Annotated in this window: 15 protein-coding genes; 5 read left to right on the forward strand and 10 right to left on the reverse strand. The window is 70.3% G+C overall.

The features are described 5' to 3' along the window. Positions 1 to 79: 79 nt before the first annotated feature. Both VXC91_RS19725 and VXC91_RS19730 read left to right on the forward strand, forming a co-directional pair. On the forward strand, positions 80 to 4,174 hold the full coding sequence (locus VXC91_RS19725) for a HAMP domain-containing protein (protein WP_408057422.1): 4,095 nt from the start codon (positions 80 to 82) through the stop codon (positions 4,172 to 4,174). A 41-nt stretch (positions 4,175 to 4,215) separates the two neighbouring features. Further along, entirely contained in the window at positions 4,216 to 4,449 is a 234-nt protein-coding gene (locus tag VXC91_RS19730) for a hypothetical protein (RefSeq protein ID WP_329508601.1), read from the forward strand. 83 nt (positions 4,450 to 4,532) lie between these two features. On the opposite strand, the gene VXC91_RS19735 is transcribed toward VXC91_RS19730, so the two are convergent. Together VXC91_RS19735 and lepA are read right to left on the reverse strand one after the other, a co-directional pair. Then, the gene (locus tag VXC91_RS19735; protein ID WP_329508602.1) at positions 4,533 to 6,407 is read right to left on the reverse strand and encodes an AMP-dependent synthetase/ligase; all 1,875 of its coding nucleotides are present in this window, start codon (positions 6,405 to 6,407) and stop codon (positions 4,533 to 4,535) included. 263 nt (positions 6,408 to 6,670) lie between these two features. After that, positions 6,671 to 8,539, reverse strand: a complete 1,869-nt coding sequence (gene lepA, locus VXC91_RS19740; protein ID WP_329508603.1) for a translation elongation factor 4 — start codon at positions 8,537 to 8,539, stop codon at positions 6,671 to 6,673. A gap of 298 nt (positions 8,540 to 8,837) precedes the next feature. On the opposite strand from lepA, the gene rpsT reads away from it, so the two are divergent. Further along, positions 8,838 to 9,104, forward strand: coding sequence for a 30S ribosomal protein S20 (gene rpsT / locus VXC91_RS19745; RefSeq protein ID WP_055515178.1), 267 nt, complete (start codon positions 8,838 to 8,840; stop codon positions 9,102 to 9,104). Positions 9,105 to 9,297: 193 nt separating this feature from the next. Here the strand turns inward: rpsT and holA are convergent, their stop codons facing one another. The 8 genes from holA to leuS form a co-directional block, all read right to left on the reverse strand. Then, a complete protein-coding gene (gene holA, locus VXC91_RS19750; RefSeq protein WP_329508604.1) occupies positions 9,298 to 10,284 on the reverse strand; it encodes a DNA polymerase III subunit delta in 987 nt (328 codons plus the stop codon). A gap of 82 nt (positions 10,285 to 10,366) precedes the next feature. Further along, positions 10,367 to 10,612, reverse strand: a complete 246-nt coding sequence (locus tag VXC91_RS19755) for a hypothetical protein (protein WP_329508605.1) — start codon at positions 10,610 to 10,612, stop codon at positions 10,367 to 10,369. Positions 10,613 to 10,673: 61 nt separating this feature from the next. After that, positions 10,674 to 11,513 (reverse strand): arylamine N-acetyltransferase family protein, encoded by an 840-nt coding sequence (locus tag VXC91_RS19760; RefSeq protein ID WP_329508606.1) that lies wholly within the window; start codon positions 11,511 to 11,513, stop codon positions 10,674 to 10,676. Positions 11,514 to 11,517: 4 nt separating this feature from the next. Beyond that, positions 11,518 to 14,136 (reverse strand): ComEC/Rec2 family competence protein, encoded by a 2,619-nt coding sequence (locus VXC91_RS19765; protein WP_329508607.1) that lies wholly within the window; start codon positions 14,134 to 14,136, stop codon positions 11,518 to 11,520. Further along, positions 14,133 to 15,254 carry a ComEA family DNA-binding protein gene (locus tag VXC91_RS19770; RefSeq protein WP_329508608.1) on the reverse strand — a complete coding sequence of 374 codons (1,122 nt, stop codon included), beginning with the start codon at positions 15,252 to 15,254 and terminating at the stop codon, positions 14,133 to 14,135. The genes VXC91_RS19765 and VXC91_RS19770 overlap by 4 nt, the downstream gene beginning before the upstream one ends. Positions 15,255 to 15,426: 172 nt before the next feature. Then, positions 15,427 to 16,278 (reverse strand): DegV family protein, encoded by an 852-nt coding sequence (locus VXC91_RS19775; RefSeq protein WP_329508609.1) that lies wholly within the window; start codon positions 16,276 to 16,278, stop codon positions 15,427 to 15,429. Between the two features lie 72 nt (positions 16,279 to 16,350). Continuing rightward, positions 16,351 to 17,085 carry a hypothetical protein gene (locus tag VXC91_RS19780; protein WP_329508610.1) on the reverse strand — a complete coding sequence of 245 codons (735 nt, stop codon included), beginning with the start codon at positions 17,083 to 17,085 and terminating at the stop codon, positions 16,351 to 16,353. A gap of 207 nt (positions 17,086 to 17,292) precedes the next feature. Further along, positions 17,293 to 20,175: a leucine--tRNA ligase gene (gene leuS, locus VXC91_RS19785; RefSeq protein WP_329508611.1), complete on the reverse strand. Its 2,883-nt coding sequence runs from the start codon at positions 20,173 to 20,175 to the stop codon at positions 17,293 to 17,295. Positions 20,176 to 20,635: 460 nt separating this feature from the next. On the opposite strand from leuS, the gene VXC91_RS19790 reads away from it, so the two are divergent. Together VXC91_RS19790 and VXC91_RS19795 are read left to right on the forward strand one after the other, a co-directional pair. After that, a complete protein-coding gene (locus tag VXC91_RS19790) occupies positions 20,636 to 21,940 on the forward strand; it encodes a cytochrome b/b6 domain-containing protein (protein ID WP_329508612.1) in 1,305 nt (434 codons plus the stop codon). Beyond that, positions 21,940 to 23,553 (forward strand): NADH-ubiquinone oxidoreductase-F iron-sulfur binding region domain-containing protein, encoded by a 1,614-nt coding sequence (locus tag VXC91_RS19795; RefSeq protein ID WP_329508613.1) that lies wholly within the window; start codon positions 21,940 to 21,942, stop codon positions 23,551 to 23,553. Before VXC91_RS19790 ends, VXC91_RS19795 begins: the two co-directional genes overlap by 1 nt. Positions 23,554 to 23,673: the final 120 nt, after the last annotated feature.

Here is a 23,673-nt window from a genome sequence, read left to right on the forward strand (position 1 = left end):
CATGAGTGAGAACAGTGCTACAGATACGTTCGAAGACGGACAGATTCGAGCATCGGATCTCCGTCCCCTGCTCGCGGCGATGACGGCCGCCCGGGACGGCGACTTCACGAAGGTGCCGGAGGCGGGGCACGGTCCGGTGGCCGAACTGGGCAGCATCTTCAATCAGATCATCGACCGGAGCACGCACTTCAACTCGGAGGTCCAGCGGGTCAAGCGGGAGCTGGTGCGGCACGGCCGGCTCGACGAACGGGTCTCGGTGAGCCCGGGCCAGGGCGCCTGGACCTCCCTGGTCGACGACGTCAACCAGGTGCTCGACGCCCTCGTGGCGCCGGCCGCGAACGCGACGCGGGTGCTGGACGCGGTGGCCGGCGGCGATCTGACGCAGCGCGTCGACCTGCACGACGGCAGCCGTCAGTTGCGCGGGGACCTGCGACGGCTGGGCCGCGCGGTCAACAAGATGGTCGACCAGCTGTCGCTGTTCACCGGCGAGGTGACCCGCGTCGCCCGCGAGGTCGGCACCGAGGGGCGGCTCGGTGGCCGGGCCAAGGTGCAAGGCCTTTCGGGCAGTTGGCGGGACGTGACCGAGGCGGTCAACACGATGGCCGCGCGCCTGACGGCGCAGGTGCGGGACATCGCCCTGGTGACGACATCCGTGGCGCGCGGTGACCTGACCCGCACGGTGACGGTCGAGGCGACGGGTGAGCTGCTGGAGCTGAAGCTCACCGTGAACACGATGGTGGACCAGCTCTCCGCGTTCGCCGACGAGGTGACCCGGGTCGCCCGCGAGGTCGGCACCGAGGGCCAGTTGGGCGGGCGCGCCCAGGTCCGGGGCGTCAGCGGGGTGTGGAAGGACCTCACCGACAACGTCAACTTCATGGCCTCGAACCTGACCTCACAGGTCCGCAACATCGCCCAGGTGACCACGGCGGTGGCCAACGGCGACCTCAGCCAGAAGATCACGGTGGACGCCCAGGGCGAGATCCTGGAGCTGAAGTCCACGATCAACACCATGGTCGACCAGCTCTCCGCCTTCGCCGACGAGGTGACCCGGGTCGCCCGCGAGGTCGGCACCGAGGGGAACCTCGGAGGGCGTGCCCAGGTCCGGGGCGTCTCCGGTGTCTGGAAGGACCTCACCGACAACGTCAACTTCATGGCGGACAACCTGACCTCTCAGGTCCGCAACATCGCGCTCGTGTCCACGGCCGTCGCCCAGGGCGACCTCGGCAAGAAGATCACCGTCGAGGCGAAGGGCGAGATCCTGGAGCTGAAGTCGACCATCAACACCATGGTCGATCAGCTCTCCGCCTTCGCCGACGAGGTGACCCGGGTCGCCCGCGAGGTGGGCACGGAAGGGAATCTGGGCGGTCAGGCCCAGGTACGCGGGGTCAGCGGAGTGTGGAAGGACCTCACCGACAACGTCAACTTCATGGCGCTGAATCTCACCTCGCAGGTCCGCAACATCGCCCAGGTGACGACCGCCGTCGCGAACGGCGACCTCTCCAAGAAGATCACTGTCGACGCCCGCGGCGAGATCCTCGAACTCAAGGACACTGTCAACACGATGGTGGAGCAGCTGCGCGCCTTCGCCGACGAGGTCACGCGCGTGGCCCGCGAGGTCGGGACGGACGGCAGGCTGGGCGGCCGGGCCCAGGTCCTCGGCGTCTCCGGCGTCTGGCGCGATCTGACGGACAACGTCAACTACATGGCGGACAACCTGACCTCACAGGTCCGCAACATCGCCCAGGTCGCGACGGCCGTCGCCCAGGGCGATCTGTCGAAGAAGATCGACGTGGACGCCCGCGGCGAGATCCTGGAGCTGAAGACCACCATCAACACGATGGTCGACACCCTCTCCTCGTTCTCCTCCGAGGTCACCCGCGTGGCCCGGGAGGTCGGCAGCGAGGGCCAACTCGGCGGCCAGGCGCGGGTCGAGGGCGTGTACGGCACCTGGAAGCGCCTGACGACGAACGTGAACGAGCTCGCGCTCAACCTCACCACCCAGGTCCGCGCGATCGCGGAGGTGGCCTCGGCGGTGGCCCAGGGCGACATGTCCCGCTCGATCACGGTGGAGGCGCGCGGCGAGGTCGCGGAGCTGAAGGACAACATCAACCTGATGGTGGCCAACCTCCGCGAGACCACCCGCGCGAAGGACTGGCTGGAGTCCAATCTGGCCCGGCTCGCCGCGCTGATGCAGGGGCACCGCGATCTGATGGAGGTCGCCGATCTGATCCTGCGGGAGCTGACCCCGCTGGTGAAGGCGCAGTACGGCGCCTTCTACCTGGCCGACCCGGACGAGGACGGCGCCTCGGTGCGCACTACGGTCCCCGCGAAGGGGCTCGCGTTCATCGCCGGCTACGGTGCCGCGCAGGAGACGACGGTCGAGACCGGCGGCCTGCCGGTGCACGGTCTGGTCCGCCAGGCGGCGCGGGAGAAGAAGCGGATCCTCGTCGAGGAGGCCCCGCCGGACTACATCAAGATCAACAGTGGGCTCGGGGAAGCGGCCCCGACCAGCGTGGTGATCATCCCGATCCTCTTCGAGGACAAGCTGCTCGGCGTCATCGAGCTGGCCTCCTTCTCCCGCTTCTCCGACGTGCATCTGGCGTTCTTCGACCAGTTCGTGAACACGATCGGCGTCGCGATCAACACCATCATCGCCAACTCCCGCACGGAGTCCCTGCTCGGCGAGTCCCAGCGCCTGGCCATGCAACTCCAGGAGCGCTCCGACGAGCTCCAGAAGCAGCAGGCGGAGCTGCAGCACTCGAACGCCGAACTGGAGGAGAAGGCGGCGCTGCTGGCGACGTCGTCGCAGTACAAATCGGAATTCCTGGCGAACATGTCGCACGAGCTGCGCACGCCGCTGAACTCCCTGCTGATCCTGGCCCGCCTGCTCTCCGACAATCCGGACGGCCACCTCTCGGACCAGGAGGTGCAGTTCGCGACGACGATCCACCGCTCGGGCTCGGACCTGCTGCAACTGATCAACGACATCCTCGACCTGTCGAAGATCGAGGCCGGCCGGATGGACGTACGCCCCAAGAGGCTGCCCCTCATCAAACTGCTGGACTACGTCCACGCCACCTTCCGCCCGCTCACCCTCGACCGGGGGCTCGCCTTCGAGGTCACCGTGGGCCCGGACGTACCGCGCGAGATGTACTCGGACGAGCAGCGGTTGCAGCAGATCCTGCGCAATCTGCTCTCCAACGCGATCAAGTTCACCGCCACCGGCAAGGTCGAGCTGACGGTCGACCGGGTCAAGGACCCCGACCACCACTACACCCACGAGAACACCGACGAGGCGATCGCGTTCACGGTCTCCGACACGGGCATCGGCATCGCACCCGAGAAACTCCCGGTGATCTTCGAGGCCTTCCAGCAGGCCGACGGCACCACCAACCGCAAGTACGGCGGCACGGGACTCGGCCTGTCCATCAGCCGGGAGATCGCGGGCCTGCTGGGCGGGAAGATCATCGCGGAGAGCGTGCCCGGCCAGGGATCGACGTTCACGCTCTACGTGCCCGTGGTCAGCCCCGGGCACACGACGACCGGCCCGCTGCCGCAGGAGCAGCCGCTGCCTGCGCCCGAGCAGCTGTCCACCGAGCACTGCACGGGGACCGACACGGACGACGCCTGGCCGGTGCCCACCAAGCTGGAGGCGTGGAAGCGCGGCCGGGCAGGCCAGGTGCTGCCCGGCCGGCGGGTGCTGATCGTGGACGACGACATCCGCAACGTCTTCGCGCTCACCCATGTCCTGGGCCGTGTCGGCATGCCCGTGCTGTACGCGGAGAACGGCCGTGAGGGCATCGAGACGCTGGAGCGCAATCCGGACGTCGAACTCGTCCTGATGGACATCATGATGCCGGAGATGGACGGCTACGAGACGATCTCCGCCGTCCGCCGCACACCCCGCTGGGCGGACCTGCCCATCGTCGCACTGACCGCGAAAGCGATGCCCGGCGACCGGGAGAAGTCCATCGCACGCGGCGCCAACGACTACGTACCCAAGCCCGTGGACGTCGACCGACTGCTGACCGTCGTCTGCGCCCTCCTGGACCCGGACGGAGCGGAACCTCGCAGCCGGAGTGCGATGGACCACCGCGCGGGACCGGAGCCGCGCACCGGGGCCGAGGGGGTGAGCATCACACGGCATCCCGCCGTCCCGCCGTTCGACGAGTGAGGCAGCGTCACCATGCCCGCGATGAAGCGTCCGAGGACCGCGTGAGCATCCCCCTCGTCGACGGCATGAAGGACGACCTGATGGCGCTGGAGGCCGTCCTGCGGCCTCTCAACGAGCCGCCGGCGCGCGCGAAGGTGTCCGTGTTCCTGGACCTGCACCGCAAGAACCGGCAGCTGGGGCGGATGCCGGCCCAGGAGCAGACGCACTGCGTGGAGCCGGGCGGCCGGCCGGCGACACTGGAGCGGCCGCCGACGGGGGACGGCCCCCGGACCTGACCGAACTGCGCATGCCGGTCCGAGGGTTACGGCGACCGGTGGCCGGGGCCGGGTGTTCCAGCCCCGCGCCCCCGCCCGCCGTCCTACGCCTCTCGCGTACCGGCGTACATCTCGTCGATCAGGTGCTTGTACTCCCGCTCGACAACGGGCCGCTTCAGCTTCAGGCTCGGCGTGACCTCACCGTGCTCCACGTCGAGGTCCCGCGGCAGCAGGCGGAACTTCTTGATGGTCTGCCACCGCTGGAGCCCCTCGTTGAGCTCCTTGACGTACCCGTCGACCATCTCGACCGTGGCCGGTGCGGCCACGATCTCGGCGTACGACTTGCCCTCCAGGCCGTTGTCCTTCGCCCACGCCAGGATGGACACCTCGTCCAGGGCGATGAGCGCGGTGCAGAAGTTCCGGTCGGCGCCGTGCACGAGGATGTTGGAGACGTACGGGCACACCGCCTTGAACTGGCCCTCGACTTCGGCGGGCGCGATGTACTTGCCACCGGAGGTCTTGATGAGGTCCTTCTTGCGGTCGGTGATGCGCAGATAGCCGTCGGGCGACAGCTCGCCGATGTCACCGGTGTGGAACCAGCCGTCCGGCTCCAGCACCTCGGCGGTCTTCTCCGGCAGCCCGTGGTAGCCCTCCATGATGCCGGGGCCCCGCAGCAGGATCTCGCCGTCGTCCGCGATACGCACCTCGGTGCCGGGCACCGGCTTGCCGGCGGTTCCCGTGCGATACGCCTCGCCCGGGTTCACGAAGGACGCGGCGGAGGACTCCGTGAGGCCGTAGCCCTCCAGGATGTGGATGCCGGCACCGGCGAAGAAGTACCCGATCTCGGGTGCGAGGGCGGCGGAGCCGGAGACGCAGGCGCGCAGATTGCCACCGAACGCCTCGCGGATCTTGGCGAACACGAGCGCGTCCGCGACCTTGTGCTTGGCGGCGAGAGCGAAGGGCACGGTGTGCGTGCCGGTCCGGCGGAAGTTGTCCTGGGAGACCTTGGCGTGCTCGCGGGCAACCCCGGCCGCCCACTGGAAGATCTTGTACTTCGCCGCGCCGCCCGCCCGTGCCTTGGCCGCGACCCCGTTGTAGACCTTCTCGAAGATGCGTGGCACGGCCGCCATGTAGGTCGGCTGCACGACCGGCAGATTCTCGATGATCTTGTCGACGCGGCCGTCGACGGCGGTGACGTGGCCGACCTCGACCTGCCCGGAGATGAGCACCTTGCCGAAGACGTGCGCGAGCGGCAGCCACAGGTACTGCACGTCGTCGCTGTCGACCAGCCCGGTCGCCGCGATCGCCTTCGCCATGTACGCCCAGTTGTCGTGCGGCAGTCGCACGCCCTTGGGGCGGCCGGTAGTGCCGGAGGTGTAGATGAGGGTGGCGAGCTGGTCCTTGGTGATCGCCCCGACCCGCTCCTTGATCAGCTCGGGGTACTTCTCGAGGTACGCGGCGCCGCGCGACTCGAGCTCGGCGAGGCTGAGCACCCAGTCGCCGGTCTCGACGCCCTTGGCGTCGATCACCACGACATGGGTGAGCGCGGGCAGCTCCGCTCGCTTGTCCTGCACCTTCGCCAGCTGCTCGGCGTTCTCCGCGATGAGCACCCGGCTCTCGGAGTCGGAGAGGATGAAGGCCGACTCATCGGCCTTCGTCTGCGGGTAGACCGTCGTGGTGGCCGCGCCGGCGCAGAGGATGCCCAGGTCGGCGAGGACCCACTCGACCCGCGTCGAGGAGGCGAGCGCCACCCGCTGCTCGGGCTGCACGCCCAGCTCGATCAGTCCGGCGGCGATCGAGAAGACCCGCTCGGCGGCCCCGGCCCAGCTCAGCGACTTCCATTCGTCAGAGCCCACGCCGGAGGCGGGCGGTACGGGGTACCGGTAGGCCTCGGCGTCGGGCGTGGCCGCCACGCGCTCCAGAAAGAGGGCCGCCAGGGACGGCGGACGGTTCTCGATCAAAGTCTGTGTGTCGCTCACGACATCCTCCGGGGCCCGCGACGATGCGGCTGACTCATGCTGTGGATTCAATGCGACTGGCTCATGTGCGCTGGTGTCACTCAGGCGCGGTTGTTTAACTCGCGAGTAACTACCGAGCAGAGATCAGAGTAGAGCCCGACCGCCCGGTGCGTAAGAGGCGGTGGCCTGTCACTTCCTACAGAGGGCGACCAGGAGCACGAACAGGGCCCGCCGCATTTCCTACGACGGGCCCCTGTTCGGCCGGTTTTCCCCGGTCCCCGCGATTACTTCCTGCCCTTGGCCGACCCCGCGCTGTCATCGCTGGACAGCACGGCGATGAAGGCATCCTGGGGAACCTCCACAGAACCCACCATCTTCATTCGCTTCTTGCCCTCCTTCTGCTTCTCCAGCAGCTTCCGCTTGCGCGAGATGTCACCGCCGTAGCACTTGGCGAGGACGTCCTTGCGGATGGCACGGATGGTCTCGCGGGCGATCACCCGGGAGCCGATGGCGGCCTGCACCGGCACCTCGAAGTTCTGCCGCGGGATGAGTTCCTTCAGCTTGGCGACCAGCCGGACACCGTAGGCGTACGCCTGGTCCTTGTGGGTGATCGCCGAGAAGGCGTCCACCTTGTCGCCGTGCAGCAGGATGTCGACCTTGACCAGGGAGCTGTTCTGCTCACCGGTGGGCTCGTAGTCGAGGGACGCGTAGCCGCGGGTCTTGGACTTCAGCTGGTCGAAGAAGTCGAAGACGATCTCCGCGAGGGGCAGTGTGTAGCGGATCTCGACCCGGTCCTCGGACAGGTAGTCCATGCCGAGCAGCGTGCCGCGACGGGTCTGGCACAGCTCCATGATCGCGCCGATGAACTCGGTGGGCGCGAGGATCGTCGCCCGTACGACCGGCTCGTACACCTCGGCGAGCTTGCCCTCGGGGAATTCGCTCGGGTTGGTGACGGTGTGCTCCGAGCCGTCCTCCATGATCACGCGGTAGACGACGTTGGGCGCGGTGGCGATCAGGTCGAGCCCGAACTCGCGCTCCAGTCGCTCGCGGATCACGTCGAGATGGAGCAGGCCGAGGAAGCCGACGCGGAAACCGAAGCCGAGGGCGGCGGAGGTCTCCGGCTCGTAGACGAGCGCGGCGTCGTTGAGCTGGAGCTTGTCGAGGGCCTCGCGCAAGTCCGGGTAGTCGGAGCCGTCGAGCGGATACAGGCCCGAGAAGACCATGGGCTTCGGGTCCTTGTAGCCACCGAGGGGCTCCTCGGCCCCCTTGACCTGGCTGGTGATGGTGTCACCGACCTTGGACTGGCGGACGTCCTTCACGCCGGTGATGAGGTAGCCCACCTCGCCGACCCCGAGCCCGTCGGACGGGAGCATCTCGGGCGAGTTGACGCCGATCTCCAGCAGCTCGTGGGTCGCGCCGGTGGACATCATCTTGATGCGCTCGCGCTTGTTGAGCTGTCCGTCGACGACACGGACGTACGTGACCACGCCGCGGTAGGAGTCGTACACCGAGTCGAAGATCATCGCGCGGGCGGGCGCGTCCACGACACCCACCGGCGCCGGGATCTGCTCGACGACCTTGTCCAGCAACGCCTCAACACCCAGGCCCGTCTTGGCGGACACCTTCAGGACGTCGCCGGGCTCGCAGCCGATGAGGTTGGCGAGCTCCTCGGAGAACTTCTCCGGCTGGGCGGCCGGCAGGTCGATCTTGTTGAGCACGGGGATGATCGTGAGGTCGTTCTCCATCGCCAGATAGAGGTTGGCGAGGGTCTGGGCCTCGATGCCCTGGGCGGCGTCGACGAGGAGGACGGTCCCCTCGCAGGCGGCGAGCGACCGTGAGACCTCGTAGGTGAAGTCGACGTGCCCCGGGGTGTCGATCATGTTGAGGATGTGCGTATTGCCCGGGTCGTGGGTCGGGGCCCACGGCAGACGCACCGCCTGGGACTTGATGGTGATGCCGCGCTCGCGCTCGATGTCCATGCGGTCGAGGTACTGAGCGCGCATCTGCCGCTGCTCGACGACGCCGGTCAGCTGGAGCATCCGGTCGGCGAGCGTGGACTTGCCGTGGTCGATGTGCGCGATGATGCAGAAATTGCGGATCAGAGCCGAGTCGGTACGGCTCGGCTCGGGCACATGGGTAGGGGTCGCGGGCACGCAGGGTCCTGATTCTTGAGGCGTCCGCAGCGTCTGCGGTCTCGGGTCGGAACGATACGTAGCCTCCATCGTCCCACGCGCCGGAGGCTGCGACCGGTTTGGGCCACGTCGGGAGGGTACGGGAGGGCGGATCCGGGGGTCGTCCGGGGGCGCGGGCGGCCGGTTTGGGCGGCCCTGAGCCCGGCTGGTAGCCTGGGTGGCTGTGTCTCATGCCCTCTCAGCGCGAGGCACCCCTTCAAGAAATCACCGGCGCGTGAGGCGGCCAGTCCCGCGTGCCTGAACCTGTAAAGGCTCATTCGTGGCGAACATCAAGTCCCAGATCAAGCGGAACAAGACGAACGAGAAGGCGCGCCTTCGCAACAAGGCCGTCAAGTCCTCGCTCAAGACCGCGATCCGCAAGGCTCGCGAGGCCGCTGCCGCGGGTGACGCCGAGAAGGCCACCGAGTACCAGCGCGCCGCCGCGCGTCAGCTCGACAAGGCCGTCTCCAAGGGCGTCATCCACAAGAACCAGGCCGCCAACAAGAAGTCGGCGCTGGCTTCCAAGGTCGCGTCCCTCAAGGGCTGACACTTGATTTGACGCCGGAGGGAACCGAGCGGGCCCTCTCTCATCCGCTCCCCCTGGCACCCCGGGTTCGTACGCGGCCTGCGTTCGCCACGCGGGTACGAGCCCACGAGCGTGAAACCGAAGGCCCCGCCTTCGCCCTTCCCCAGGGCGGTGGCGGGGTTCTCGGCTTACACCCGCCGTTTCGGCTCCCGGCTCACGCCCGCCCCCTCGACCGCGCCGCCCGCGCGATGGTGACAACCGCCTTCTCCAGGGCGTACTCGGGATCGTCCCCGCCGCCCTTGACTCCTTCGTCGGCCTCGGCCACCGCCCGCAGGGCGGCCGCCACTCCGTCCGGCGTCCACCCCCGCATCTGCTGCCGCACCCGATCGATCTTCCACGGTGGCATGCCCAGCTCCCGGGCGAGGTCCGCCGGACGGCCACCGCGTGCCGAGGACAGCTTCCCGATGGCCCGCACGCCCTGTGCGAGAGCACTCGTGATCATCACCGGCGCGACTCCTGTGGCCAGCGACCATCTCAGGGCCTCCAGCGCCTCCGCCGCCCGTCCCTCGACCGCCCGGTCCGCGACGGTGAAACTGGACGCCTCGGCCCGCCCGGTGTAGTATTGCCCGACCACCGCCTCGTCGATGGTCCCCTCGACGTCCGCTGCAAGCTGCGACACCGCCGAGGCCAGCTCCCGCAGGTCGCTCCCGATCGCGTCGACGAGCGCCTGGCACGCCTCCGGAGTGGCCGAACGCCCCTGCGCCCGGAACTCTCCGCGCACGAACGCCAGCCGGTCGGCCGGTTTCGTCATCTTGGGGCATGCCACCTCTCGTGCCCCCGCCTTGCGCGCGGCGTCGAGCAGCCCCTTGCCCTTGGCGCCGCCCGCGTGCAGCAGCACGAGCGTGATCTCCTCGGCGGGGGAGGCGAAATACCCCTTCAGTTCCTTGATCGTGTCGGCCGACAGATCCTGCGCATTGCGTACGATCACGACCTTGCGCTCGGCGAACAGCGACGGACTGGTCAGCTCGGCGAGCGTGCCCGGCTGCAACTGGTCGGAGGACAGATCCCGTACGTCCGTGTCGGCGTCGGCGGCCCGGGCGGCGGCCACCACCTCCTGCACGGCTCGGTCGAGCAGGAGGTCCTCCTGGCCCACGGCGAGAGTGACCGGGGTGAGGAGGTCGGCATTCGTCTTCTTGGCCATCACGGAAAGCATCGCACGCGGCACCGACAATGCGGTCCCGCCGCCCGTCGGTCACAGCCGGGCACCGGGTCACCCGGCAGGACTACGGCTCTTCCCGCCAGCCGTCCCACTCCCCCACGAACGTGTCCAGCTCCTCCGGCTCGAGACGTTTCTCCTCGTCCCGCAGGACCACCAGCCACTGGGCGTCCTCCGCGTCGTCCTCGCCGGCCAGTGCGTCACGGACGACTCGCGGTTCCTCGTCCAGCCCGAACCGTTCCCCCAACGCCTCCGCCACCTCTTCCGCGGCGTCACGGTCGGGTAGCACCAGCACATGTCTCACATCACTCACGAAGCCATCTTCCGCCACACACGTTCTGGTCGACGCCGGGGCCCGCCTCGGAAGGTCCGGCTCATCGCCCACCGGGTTCTGCGCCGCGGACCGTGGGCACCCGGTCCAACTCGATCCCGAACCGCTCCCGGTAGAGCTCCAGCACCTCCGCGTCGTCCGCCAGGCTCGTCACCTCCTTCTTCCCTTCCGGGGACGTCACCGTCAGACGGCTGCCGCTGAGCGTGATCCGTCCGCCGTCCTCCGTGACCCGCGAGCACACCAGCGACCGCACAAAGTGCGAGCCGGGCGAGGTGGTGTTCCACCAGGCTCCGATGGTGAAGTCCCCGAGCACCCGCGGCCGCAGCTCCAGCCGGTACTGCGGCTTGTCGTCCCACAGCACGTCGAGATCGTCGGCCCGCTCCCCACCGCCGCCTCGCACGCCCGCCTCGTCCGCCCCGGCCTCGATCACCCGGAACCCACCGGCCGGATCCCGCTGTTCCCCCCGCTCGCCGAACGCCAGCGGATAGTGGCTGTGGGCACCGAAGCCGACGTCCGCCAGCCAGTCGCCCCCGTCCACCGTCCGCACCCGCAGCGCCATATGGTCGTACGGCACCCCGAGCCTCCGCTCGTCCCCGTACACCCGCGCGGCGAGCAGCGTGACGTCGAAGCCCAGCGCCTTGAGCAAAGCCCCGAACGCGCCGTTGAGTTCGTAGCAGATGCCGCCTCTGCGCCTGCCCACGACCTTGTCGACCAGCCGCTTCTGCTCCAGCACGAGCTCCTCACCGAGGTGGATCGACAGGTTCTCGAACGGCACGGTCTGCAGATGGCGCAGATGCAGCTCGCGCAACATGTCGACGGTGGGCCAGGCGGGATGCTTCACCCCGATCCGGCGGAGGTAGGCATCGATCTGTGCGGAGTTCATGACCTCAGTCTCTCGCCACGCTCAGCCCCTCGCCCGCACCGACCACGGCGATCGCCCCGTCCTCGTCCGTGCGCAGCACGAGCGCGCCCTCGTCCCGCAGCGCCGCGACCGTGCGAGGAGCCGGATGGCCGTACGGATTGTCCTTCCCGCACGAGATCAGCGCGATCCGCGGCGCCACCCTTCGTATGAGCTCCGGATCCTGGTACGCCGAACCGTGGTGGGCGACCTTGAGGACGTCCACCGTTCCCAGCCCCGCACCCGTCGGTGACCTCGCCATTGCCAGCTGGGCCGGGGGTTCGAGGTCCCCGAGCAGCAGCAGGCTCAGCCCCGCGGACCGGATGAACAGAGCGATGCTCGCGTCGTTCGGACCGCCCGGGGGCGGGGCGGGGTCCGATGGGGGTACCTCCCTGCTCGAGCGAAGCCGAGAGCTTGGGGGAGGCCACAGCACATGCCAGTCGAGCGCTCCGGTACGGCGATGCTCGCCGGCCACGGCGCGCGTCAGCGGAATGTGCCGGGCAGCGGCCTGGGCGCGGACGAACGCGGCCTGCTCCACCGGTTCTTCGAACCCGGTCGTCTCGATCGCCCCCACCGAGCGCCCGCGCAGCACTCCCGGCAGTCCCGCCACATGGTCGGCGTGGAAGTGGGTGAGCACGAGGAGCGGGATGCGCGAGACGCCGAGCGCGGTCAGACACCGGTCGACCAGCACCGGGTCGGGACCCGCGTCCACGACCACCGCTGTGCCGCCGCCCGCCGCGAGCACGGCCGCGTCCCCCTGTCCCACGTCGCACATCGCGAACCGCCAGCCCGGCGGCGGCCACCCCGTGATCACCCGGGTCAGGGGCGGAGGCTGTACCACCACGAGCAGCAGTCCCACCACGCAGACACAGGTCGGCAAGGGGTGTCTCAGCAGCCGCCGGCCCACAAGCACGACCAGCGCCGTCACGGCCGCGAGCAGCAGTGCCCCCGCCCAGCCGCCCGGCCAGTCCACCCCGCTCCCCGGCAACGAGGCACCGGTGCGCGCGATGCCGGCGATCCACCCGGCCGGCAGGCCGGCACACCAGCCCAGCCCTTCGGCGAGCGGCATCGCCACCGGGGCGGCTGCCAGTGCGGCGAACCCGAGCACGGTGGCCGGTGCCACGGCGAGGTCGGCGAGCAGATTGCACGGGACGGCGACCAGACTCACCCGCGCCGAGAGCACCGCGACGACCGGCGCGCACAGCGCCTGCGCCGCGGCCGCGGCGCCCAGCGCCTCGGCCAGTCGCGGCGGCACACGGCGCCTTCGCAACGCCGCGCTCCAGCGTGGGGCCACGGTGAGCAGGGCAGCGGTGGCCAGCACGGAGAGCAGGAAGCCGTACCCGCGGGCGAGCCAGGGATCGTAGAGCACCAGCAGCAGCACGGCCGTGGCCAGCGCCGGGATCAGGGATCTGCGGCGCCCGGTCGCGAGGGCCAGCAGTGCGATCGCCCCGCAGGCCGCGGCGCGCAGCACGCTCGGATCCGGCCGGCACACCACCACGAACCCGAGTGTGAGCGCACCGCTCAGGAGCGCCGTCCCCCGTAGGGGAATGCCGAGCCGGGCCGCAAGCCCTCGGCGCTCGACGCGTTGCGCCAGCCCGGCCGGACCGATGAACAAGGCCAGCAGGATGGTGAAGTTGCCTCCGCTGACGGCCAGCAGGTGCGTGAGGTCCGTCTCTTTGAAGGCCTCGTCCAGCTCGGGCGTGACCCGGGAGGTGTCCCCGACGACCAGTCCCGGCAGCAGCGCCCGCGCGTCCGGGCCGAGACTTTCGGTGGCCTCCCGGAGCCCGGCACGCAACCGGCCCGCCCATCGCTGTGTCCCGGACGGCACGGCCACCGTGTCGGGCGCTCCGCCGCCCCGCACCCGCAACACCGCCGCGACAGGATCACCCCCGCTCAGCGGGGGTGCGAGCCGGGCGGTCATCCGCACGCGCGTGGAGGGCAGCAAGGCGAGCCACGGTGACCGCCCGGGCCCCTCCGCGGCGCCCCGTGAGCCGTCCACGGGCGTCGTGCGGGTGCTCATGTCGACGATCACCCGCACCGGCGCCCGGGTCGCCGTCACGGTCCCGTCCGCCTGTGTCAGGCGGTGGACCTCGGCGTCGAGGAGCACGGCCGCGGGCATCGTGTGATCGCCCTTGATCACGGGTCGGGTGAGGCGTGGGTCGGAGGCGATCTCGACCTCCGCGGTCACCTCGGCGTACTGGTGCGCGAGAGCGGGGACGGGCCCCCGTCGCAGGTCCGCGCCCTGAAGCTGGGCGGAGGCAGCGGACGACGCGAAGCAGAGCAGCACGGCAGCCGCGGACACCGCCGACCACGAGCCCCACGAGCGGCCACCGCGCCTGGCCCGCGCCATCGCCCGCGCCGCCAGCAGCCCACCCGCCGGCACCAGGCAGCCGGTCACGACACCCGTGACCCACTCGGTCGGCGCGTCCAGGGCCCAGGCGGCCGCGGCCCAGGCCGCCAGGGCGGGCGCCACCATCCGCAGGTCGGCCGGACCCTCCTGCCGGGGGTGCGGATCCCCCAGCCGGTTGCGGGTCACGACGCGCACGGCAGGACGGCCGGAGCGCGCGGGCGCGACCGCGCGCTCGGGCCTGGTCTGTGGCGGGCTCATGGTCGTACGAGATTCCGAAGATCGGCGAAGCGGCGCTCGCCGATGCCGTTGACCTCGCGGAGTTCGGCCACCGAGCGGAATCCTCCGTGCTGGGCGCGGTAGTCGACGATGTGCTGGGCGAGAACGGGCCCCACCCCGGGCAGCGCGTCGAGCTGGTCCACGGTCGCCGTGCTCAGGGAGACCGGGGTGATGGGGGCCGCGTCGGCCGCGGATCCGCCGGTGGCCGAACCCGCCGCTCCCGTACCCGGCGCGGAGGTGGGGCCCCCGACCACGATCTGCTCGCCGTCCACCAGGAGGCGGGCACGGTTGAGTCCGTCGGTGTCGGTGCCCGGGCGCACTCCGCCCGCCGCGCGCAGGGCGTCAGCGACCCGCGATCCGGCCGGGAGCCTCTGCAGCCCCGGCCTGCGCACCTTGCCGCCGATGTCGACGACGACCGCCATGCCTGCCGGTGCTCCGGTCCCGTCCGGCGGCTGCGGCCCGGCCGAAGCGCCCGGCTCCGCGAACCTGTTCGCGCCCCGGGCGCCGGGCTCACCGTAGGACGCCGCCGCCCGCACCACCTCCGGTGCCCGCACCTGTTGCGTGCGGCCGGTCCAGAAGTGCTGTGCCGCGAAGACCACCGCCGCGACGAGCAGCACGCTCAGCGCGGCCACGCTCTTCCTCTCCAGCCCACACCTCGACTGCAGCCACAGCGGCATCCGCTCGCGCACGGCCTGCCCGACCCGCTCCCGCCATCCGCCGTCCGCCCTCGCGTTCCCGAGCGCGTCGCTGTCGCCGACCGTGAGGGCAGGGGCGGCTCCCGCGGACCGGTCCGGGGGTAACTCCAGGGCTCGCGCGTACGGAGGGCCGGTCCCGTTGCCCACCGTCGTACGCGCACTCGGCTCCCCTGCGCTCCGGCCGGCTCCCGGCGGCCCGTTCCCCAACTCCCTGCGCTCCCTGGTGCCTTCCGCGAAAAGTGCGCCTGCGCGCAGGCGCAGCGCGTCGGCGGCCGGGCTCTGATGGTGCCGTCGGACGCGCCCCCGTGAATGCCGCAGGCGATGGCGCGTGCGGCCGTCGGAGCCCTGGCCGCGGCCGGGTCCGCTCGTGGGAGTCGCTGTGCGTGAACGTGATCGAAGTGCCATGCGCCGAGGATCGGCCACATCGCCGACCTCGCGATGATCTTGGTCAATTCCCGGGGACTGCTGCCCAGTTGTGGACAACTCGGTCACCCGTCCGAGTAACGGTCATCACTCCGGCGGCGTCGAGGTGGGTCGCGTCACCCGAGCACGGACCACCCGTGATCCCGCGATCCCGTCATCCCGACACCGGTGACACCACGACCCCCAGCAGCCCGGGACCCGTATGCGCCCCGATCACCGCGCCGACCTCGCTCACATGCAGGGCGGCCAGCCCCGGCACCCGTACCCGCAGGCGGTCCGCGAGCGCCGACGCCCGTTCGGGAGCGGCGAGATGGTGAACCGCGATGTCGGCCTGCGCGTTGCCGGCGCGCTCGGCCACGATCTCCTCGAGTCGGGCGATCGCCCTGGACGCCGTCCGCACCTTCTCCAGCAACTCGATACGGCCGTCGTTCAGCTGGAGCAGCGGCTTCACGGCGAGCGCCGAACCCACCAGCGCCTGTGTGGCCCCGATCCGGCCGCCCCGCCGCAGATAGTCGAGGGTGTCGACGTAGAAGTAGGCCGAGGTGCCGGCGGCCCGCTTCTCCGCCGCCGTGACCGCTTCGTCCACCGTGCCACCCGCCTCCGCGGCCTCCGCCGCGGCCACCGCGCAGAAGCCGAGGGCCATCGCGACCATCCCCGTGTCGACCACGCGCACCGGCACGGGGGCCTCGCGCCCGGCGAGCACGGCGGCATCGTAGGTGCCCGAGAACTCGGAGGACAGGTGCAGCGAGACGATGTCGGTCGCCCCTCTCTCGGCGGCCTTGCGGTAGGTCTCGGCGAAGAGTTGGGGGCTGGGCCGCGACGTGGTGACGGACCGTCGCTTCTGCAGGGCCAGGGCCAGGGACCGGGCCGAGATCTCCGTACCCTCTTCGAGCGCCTGGTCCCCCAGGACCACGGTCAGCGGCACCGCGGTGATGCCGTGGCGCTCCATCGTCCGCGGCGGCAGGTAGGCCGTTGAATCGGTGACGATCGCGACATGGCGGGACATGAGCTGGAGGTTACCTGCCAGAACGTGCGTGTGGCAGCCCGGCCCCTCCGACCCGGGTTCACCTTGGTGGGATCATGGGGTGCTCTCGGGGCGGGACTTCTTCTGCCACGAGTATGCGGGTCGCTGCCCCCGCGGCCCGAGGGCGGGTCGGGTCGGCTGCTCACGCGACGCACGGGAGCGGGGTGTCTCCGGCCAGGTCCGGCCGTCGGCGGCCGAAGCCTCCGGCACCGGTGCCTCCGGCCAGGAGGGGGCGGTCGACGGCTCCGCGGTCCAATGGCGCAACGCACCCGCTTCCACGTCGATCTGCGCGCTCAGCGTGTCCAGGTCGTCGTCCGCGAACCGGCGCGCCCTGTCGTGCGCCGCCCAGCGCAAGGAGTCCGCAGAGTGCGTGATCCGCTCGGTGCGCTCGCGCAGTTCGGGCAGCCGGGAGGCGACCGTCCCCCGGTCCGGCTCGACCTCCAGGCGCTTCAGTTCGGCGTCCAGTTCGTATCCGTGCGCGCTGAGGCGGTTGAAGAGGCCCAGCGACTCCTTCAGCGACTCGTCCTCGGTGACACCCGCGTGCAGCGCCTCCTGCGTGGCCCGCATCGAGGTGCGCAGCGTCAGACGGAGCGTGGCGATCTCGCCCGCCGGGCCGGGCTGGGCGAGGGTCCTGGCGCGCAAGGTGGTGTCCTCGACTGTGCGGCGGGCCTGCGCGATCGTACGGTCCACACCGCGTTTGGCCGCTCCGATCGCCTTCACCGTCGCATACGCCCCGAGCACGACGCACAGCACGAACAGGAGCGCGATGACGCTCAACACGGCTTCCACGACGCTCCTCCTCCGGCCGGCGGTGGCGGCTGCTTCACCACTTCCACGGTAAACGTAACGGGCGGGTTCGGGGTTCCGCCGGAACCCCGAACCCGCCCGTAGGGGACCACCCCGACCTTGCGGCACCGCTCGGGCCGGCCGAGGTCCGGCGGCCTGGTCGGCGCGCCGGCACCCTGGCCTGCGGAGTCCACCGACGGGCGGAGACCGCTAGGCCGTGACGATGTTGACCAGCTTCGGCGCGCGCACGATCACCTTGCGGATCCCGGCGCCGTCCAGCGCCGCGACGACCTTCTCGTCGGCCAGCGCCACCTTCTCCAGCTCCTCCTCGGAGATCGAGGGGGGAACCTCCAGCCGCGCCTTGACCTTGCCCTTGATCTGGACCACGCAGGTCACCGTCTCGTCCACGACGTACGCCGGGTCGGCGACCGGGAAGTCCTGATGGACGACCGAGTCGGTGCGGCCCAGGCTGCGCCACAGCTCCTCGGCGATGTGCGGGGCCAGCGGGGCGATCAGCAGCACCAGCGACTCGGCGACGGAGCGCGGCACGGCTCCGCCCGTCTTGGTCAGATGGTTGTTCAGCTCGGTGATCTTGGCGATGGCCGTGTTGAACCGCAGGCCCTCCAGGTCCTGACGCACGCCGTCGATCGCCTTGTGCAGGGCACGCAGCGAGTCATCGTCGGGTTCGGCGTCGACGACGGTGACCTCGCCGGTCGTCTCGTCGACCACATTGCGCCACAGTCGTTGCAGCAGCCGGAACTGGCCCACCACCGCGCGCGTGTCCCACGGCCGCGACACGTCCAGCGGACCCATCGCCATCTCGTACAGGCGCAGCGTGTCCGCCCCGTACTCGGCGCAGATCTCGTCCGGAGTGACCGCGTTCTTCAGGGACTTGCCCATCTTGCCCAGCAGACGGCTGACCTTCTCGCCCTGGTAGTAGTACGCGCCGTCGCGCTCCTGCACCTCTGCGGCCGGTACCGCGATACCGCGGCTGTCGCGGTAGACGTAGGCCTGGATCATACCCTGGTTGAACAGCTTGTGGAACGGCTCCGCCGACGAGACGTGCCCCAGGTCGTACAGGACCTTCGACCAGAAGCGCGCGTACAGCAGGTGCAGCACGGCGTGTTCGGCGCCGCCGACGTACAGGTCGACGCCGCCGTGCGGCATGCCCTCGCGCGGCCCCATCCAGTAGCGCTCGATCTCCGGGTCGACCAGCTTCCGGTCGTTGTGCGGGTCCAGGTAGCGCAGCTCGTACCAGCACGAACCGGCCCAGTTGGGCATGGTGTTGGTCTCGCGGCGGTACTTCTTCGGCCCGTCGCCCAGGTCCAGGGTGACGTTGACCCACTCCTCGTTGCGCGACAGCGGGGTCTCGGGCTGGGTGTCGGCGTCGTCCGGGTCGAAGGTGCGCGGCGAGTAGTCCTCGACCTCCGGCAGCTCCAGCGGCAGCATCGACTCCGGCAGCGCGTGGGCGACGCCGTCCTCGTCGTAGACGATCGGGAAGGGCTCGCCCCAGTAGCGCTGACGGCTGAACAGCCAGTCACGCAGACGGAAGTTGACCGTGCCCTCGCCGATGCCCTTGCGCGCCAGCCACTCGGTGATGCGGGCCTTGGCCTCGACGACGTTCAGGCCGTCCAGCGAAACGGCCTCACTGGAGGAGTTGACGGTCTTCGCGTCGTACGAGACGAAGGCGTCGTCCCACGTCGACGGGTCGGTGCCGCGGCCGTCGGTCGGCTCGACGACACAGCGGATCGGCAGCTCGAAGGCGCGCGCGAAGGCGAAGTCCCGGCTGTCGTGCGCCGGGACTGCCATGATCGCGCCCGTGCCGTAGCCCATCAGGACGTAGTCGGCGATGAAGACCGGGACCTTCTCGCCGTTGACGGGGTTGGTGGCGTACGCGCCCGTGAAGACGCCGGTCTTGTCCTTGGCCTCGGCCTGCCGTTCGACATCGGACTTGGAGGCGGCCTGGGCACGGTAGGCGGCGACGGCCTCGGCGGGCGTGGCGTGACCGCCCGTCCACACCTCGTGGGTGCCCTCGGGCCAGGCGTCGGGGGTGAACTTCTCGACCAGCGGGTGTTCGGGCGCCAGCACCATGTAGGTGGCGCCGAACAGGGTGTCCTGACGCGTGGTGAAGATGGTGATCGCTTCGCCGTCGATCGGGAAGTCGACGCGGGCGCCCTCGGAACGGCCGATCCAGTTGCGCTGCTGCAGCTTGATGGCCTCGGGCCAGTCCAGCTCCTCCAGGTCCTCCAGCAGCCGGTCCGCGTACGCGGTGATGCGCATGTTCCACTGGCGCAGCTCGGCCTTGAAGACGGGGAAGTTTCCGCGCTCGGAGCGACCGTCCGCGGTGACCTCCTCGTTCGCCAGGACGGTGCCCAGGCCGGGGCACCAGTTCACGGGCGCGTCGGAGGCGTATGCCAGGCGGTACTCGCTCAGGACGTCGGCGCGCTCGGCGGCGTTCAGCTCGTTCCACGCGCGCGTGGTGCCCGGGACCCCGCGCTCACCGGACTCGAACTGGGCGATCAGCTCGGAGATCGGGCGGGCCTTCCGCGCCTCCTCGTCGTACCAGGAATTGAAGATCTGCAGGAAGATCCACTGGGTCCACTTGTAGTAGGCCGGGTCGATCGTGGCGAACGACCGGCGCTTGTCGTGACCCAGGCCCAGCCGGCGCAGCTGTGCCCTCATGTTCTCCATGTTGGCCTCGGTGGACACGCGCGGGTGCGTGCCGGTCTGCACCGCGTACTGCTCGGCGGGCAGGCCGAAGGCGTCGAAACCCAGGGTGTGCAGGACGTTGTGGCCGGTCATGCGCTGGAACCGGGCGAACACATCGGTGGCGATGTAGCCCAGGGGGTGACCGACGTGCAGACCCGCACCGGAGGGGTACGGGAACATGTCCATGATGAACTTCTTGGGCCGGGCGACCTGCTCCGGGTCGCCGACCAGGTCGCCCTTGGGGTTCGGCGCCGCGTACGTGCCCTCGGCGTCCCAGAAGTCCTGCCAGCGTGCCTCGATCTCGGCCGCCATGGCAGCCGTGTAGCGGTGCGGCGCGGCCTCCGCCGACACGGCAGCGGCGGCAGCGGGGTTCGTCTCGCTCATGATCCTCAAAGCTCCATCGATCGTCTCTGCCAGCGGAAATGAAAAAGCCCCTCGCACAGGAGGGGACGCCGCGCCGATTCCGACCATCCGATTCGCCCGGGTGGTCGGGACTGATCAGCGCGGCTCGCTAAGCAGAAGGCGTACGGCACGCATGGCGTCAGAGTACCGCAGCGCCCGACGGGGCCGCGACGGGCTTCCGGGTGGCACACCGGGAGCCGGCCCGGGTGAACCCAGGAAGGAGCGCAAACGTACTCGGACACCGACGGTCGAGTTGTGAAGGCCCCGAAAAGCTGAACAAGGTTCAAATGTTACTTTGCGTAACAGCAGCTAGTCGGACATCGCCACCGGTCCGTTGCCCTTTGATAACAACGCAATAACTCAAACCTCGTACTGCTCGGTATGGAGCCCCTTAGAGTGCGGCAGCGGGACCGCCTTCCCGAAACTGTTCGGAGTTGCCCCCATGAACCCTCCACGTAATAACAGCTCGATCCCCAAGCCGGGCCGCTCGGCCTACGGCGTGGCGTCGACTGTCGTACTGCTGCTGATACCCGTCGTCGTGCTCGCAGGCGGAAACGCAGTCCGGGACTTCCTCAACTTCGGAGCGGGCGTCCTCTCGCTCGTCTCCCTCAGCTGCTCGGTGATCTGGGGGCTCGTCGCCCAGGACCGGATCTTCCTCAACATCCGCCAGCGGATCGTGGCGCAGGCGGTCCACCGCACGACTGCGGTCGCCTCGATCGCCTTCCTCCTGCTGCACGTCACCATCAAGCTGGCACTCGACCACACGGCGCTGATCGCCGCGCTGATCCCGTTCAGCCTCGGCGTGAGCGGCTCGGCGGGACTCATCGGCCTCGGCTCCCTGGCCGCCCTGCTCATGATCTTCGTAGGTGTCACCGGCGCTCTGCGCAGCAACTTCGCCTCACCGGCGCCGGCCGCGGCGCGCTGGCGGGCGATGCACATGCTCGCCTACCCGTCCTGGTGCGCAGCGCTGATCCACGGCCTGTACGCGGGCCGGGCCGCGAAGCCGTTCTTCACGATCTCGTACGAGCTCTGCCTGCTCGGAGTCATGGCGGCGCTCGCCCTGCGCGCCGCGCCGCGCCCGTTCAAGCGCAAGGTGGCCGACCGGATCTTCGCGATCGTCGGAACCGACAACAGGCCCGGGCGCGACGAGCTGGACGCCAGCCGCGCCCGCAACGCGGAGGCCGCGGCCGCCATGGCGGGCTTCGGGGCGCGCTCGGTGGGCCGTGCAGCCGTCGCCGAGGGGCTGATCCCCTCCCAGCCCGCCACACCCCTCTACGACGCCCCTCCGGCCCGCACCATGACCCCCGAAGCCGGCAACGGCTTCGCGGCCGCCTACCGGGCCGTCTCGGCCGCTCCCCGCGCCCAGGGCTTGATGACGCCCGACGCGACGCAGCACATGAACGTCCCGACGAACATGCAGCCCACGCAGGCCGTGCCACAGGTCGACGGCCCCGGCAGCACATCCGGCAGCTGGCCGATCCCCTCTCCGCCGCCCGTCGGCGAGGCGCCCCCCTCCGCGTACGACCCGCTTCAGGACACCGGATACAACATCCCGACCTACGGCAATTCCGGATACGACGGGTACGGCGGCGGTGAGATGTACGACACAGGTGAGACGAACAGCCCCTACGGCACGTACAACTCGAACAACACGTACAACAGCGGTCCCGCGACTGAGACGCTGCCCGGCGCTTACGACACGCCGGTTACCGGCGAACCCTGGAACGCGCCTTCCGGAGGCTTTTAGTGAACGAGGCCCTGCCCGACGTCCCAGAAGTCCGCGTGGTCGGACTTCCGCAGCTCACGTCGGGCTTCGACCTTGTCGAGCGACTCGATCTGCCCATGCACCTCAAGGTGCACGGCCCCCTCGAACCGATGGGCGGCGAACAGCTCGCACAGCTGGCCGAACAGATCTCCCTGAAGGGGCGTGGCGGCGCCGGCTTCCCCTTCCACAAGAAACTGCGGTCGGTCGCCGAGTCGGCGATCCGCCGCGGCATCCGGCCGGTGGTCGTCGTCAACGGCAGCGAGGACGAACCGGCCTGCCGCAAGGACACGGTGCTGATCAACCGGGCCCCGCACCTCATCCTGGACGGCGCCCTGCTGGTCGCCGAGGCCCTCGGCGCGCGGACGCTCGTGGTCGGCGTGACCCGGGCCTCCACCGAGCGGTCGATGGAGCAGGCGCTGGCTGAGCGCGGCCTCAGCGACCGGCGTGGCGCCCCCATACGCGCCCGTGTGCAGCGCAATCCGGTGCGAATGGTCACCGGCGCCGCCGCGTCGCTGATCCGCTCCATCGACGGCGGTCCGGCGATCCCGCCGGGCCGCAAGACGAGCGCCTCGCAGAGCGGCGTGGGCGGCGCGCCCACGCTGCTGTCGAACGCCGAGACGTTCGCCCAGCTGGCGATCGCCGCCCGCATCGGCGCCGAGCGCTACTGCAACACCGGTCTGTACGACGAGCCCGGCACCGTCATGCTCACCGTCTCCGGCGCGGTCGACCGCCCCATGGTGATCGAGGTCCCCACGGGTGTGCCGCTGCGGTACGTGCTCCAGCTGGCCGGCGCCCCGCCGCTCCCGCAGGGCGTGCTGACCGGTGGCTACCACGGCAAGTGGATCGACGCGGCGACGGTCGGCGAGGCGATCGTCTCGCGCGACAACCTCGACGCCGTCGGCGGCTCGCTCGGCGCCGGCGCGATCCTGCCCATCAGCCAGGACACCTGCCCGCTGGGCGAGTCCCTGCAAGTGGCCAAGTGGCTGGCCGAGGAGAGCGCGGGCCAGTGCGGTCCCTGCTACCTCGGTCTGCCTGCCGCGGCCCGCGGCATGGAGGACATCCTCCAGGGCGGCGGCCCCGCCGCCCTGGAGGCCCTGAAGCAGGTCGCCAAGGCCGTGAAGAAGCGCGGTGCGTGCTCGCACCCCGACGGCTCGGCGATGTTCCTGGAATCGACCATCAAGGCCTTCACGGACGACCTGGCGGCTCACGTCCTCGGCAACGGCTGCGGCAGGCCCGTGGCGGGCGTGCTGCCGCTCTTCGAGGGCGGCCGGGCCCCCACGGGCATCCCGGGCGGCGGCCAGGCCGAGCCCGAGGCGGGTGCCAGCCGGCAGAAGATCTTCGTCGACTGGACACTGTGCCGCGGCCACGGCCTGTGCGCGGACATCCTCCCGGAGGTCTTCGAACTGGGCGCCGACGGCTTCCCCACGGTCGCCCAGGCGCCGGTGCCGAGGTACGCGGAGGCGAAGGCACTGCGGGCCGTGCGCCGGTGTCCCGCGCTGGCGCTGCGGATCGAGGAGGACAGCTCCAGCGCGCCGTCGCGCACCAACCTGCCGGTGCTGTCGCAGGGCCGCGGACGCCGGGCCCTCGGCCGCTGAGCCGACGGTTCGGGCCACCCCGCTCGGGGCGGCCCGCCCCGCCGCAGTCCGCCGCTCTCGTGCGCCTCCCGGATACGCCGAAGGCGGTCCATCCGATGGGATGGACCGCCTTCAAACGGT

It is taken from the genome of Streptomyces chiangmaiensis, assembly GCF_036281785.1.
Lineage (GTDB): Bacteria > Actinomycetota > Actinomycetes > Streptomycetales > Streptomycetaceae > Streptomyces > Streptomyces chiangmaiensis.

Excerpts from the sequence above, each read along its gene's own strand:
- VXC91_RS19725 (WP_408057422.1), top strand. The coding sequence starts at position 80 with ATGACGGCCGCCCGGGACGGCGACTTCACGAAGGTGCCGGAGGCGGGG.
- holA (WP_329508604.1), bottom strand. The coding sequence starts at position 10,284 with ATGGCCAAGAAGACGAATGCCGACCTCCTCACCCCGGTCACTCTCGCC.
- VXC91_RS19760 (WP_329508606.1), bottom strand. The coding sequence starts at position 11,513 with ATGAACTCCGCACAGATCGATGCCTACCTCCGCCGGATCGGGGTGAAG.
- VXC91_RS19765 (WP_329508607.1), bottom strand. The coding sequence starts at position 14,136 with ATGAGCCCGCCACAGACCAGGCCCGAGCGCGCGGTCGCGCCCGCGCGC.
- VXC91_RS19770 (WP_329508608.1), bottom strand. The coding sequence starts at position 15,254 with ATGGCACTTCGATCACGTTCACGCACAGCGACTCCCACGAGCGGACCC.
- VXC91_RS19775 (WP_329508609.1), bottom strand. The coding sequence starts at position 16,278 with ATGTCCCGCCATGTCGCGATCGTCACCGATTCAACGGCCTACCTGCCG.
- leuS (WP_329508611.1), bottom strand. The coding sequence starts at position 20,175 with ATGAGCGAGACGAACCCCGCTGCCGCCGCTGCCGTGTCGGCGGAGGCC.
- VXC91_RS19790 (WP_329508612.1), top strand. The coding sequence starts at position 20,636 with ATGAACCCTCCACGTAATAACAGCTCGATCCCCAAGCCGGGCCGCTCG.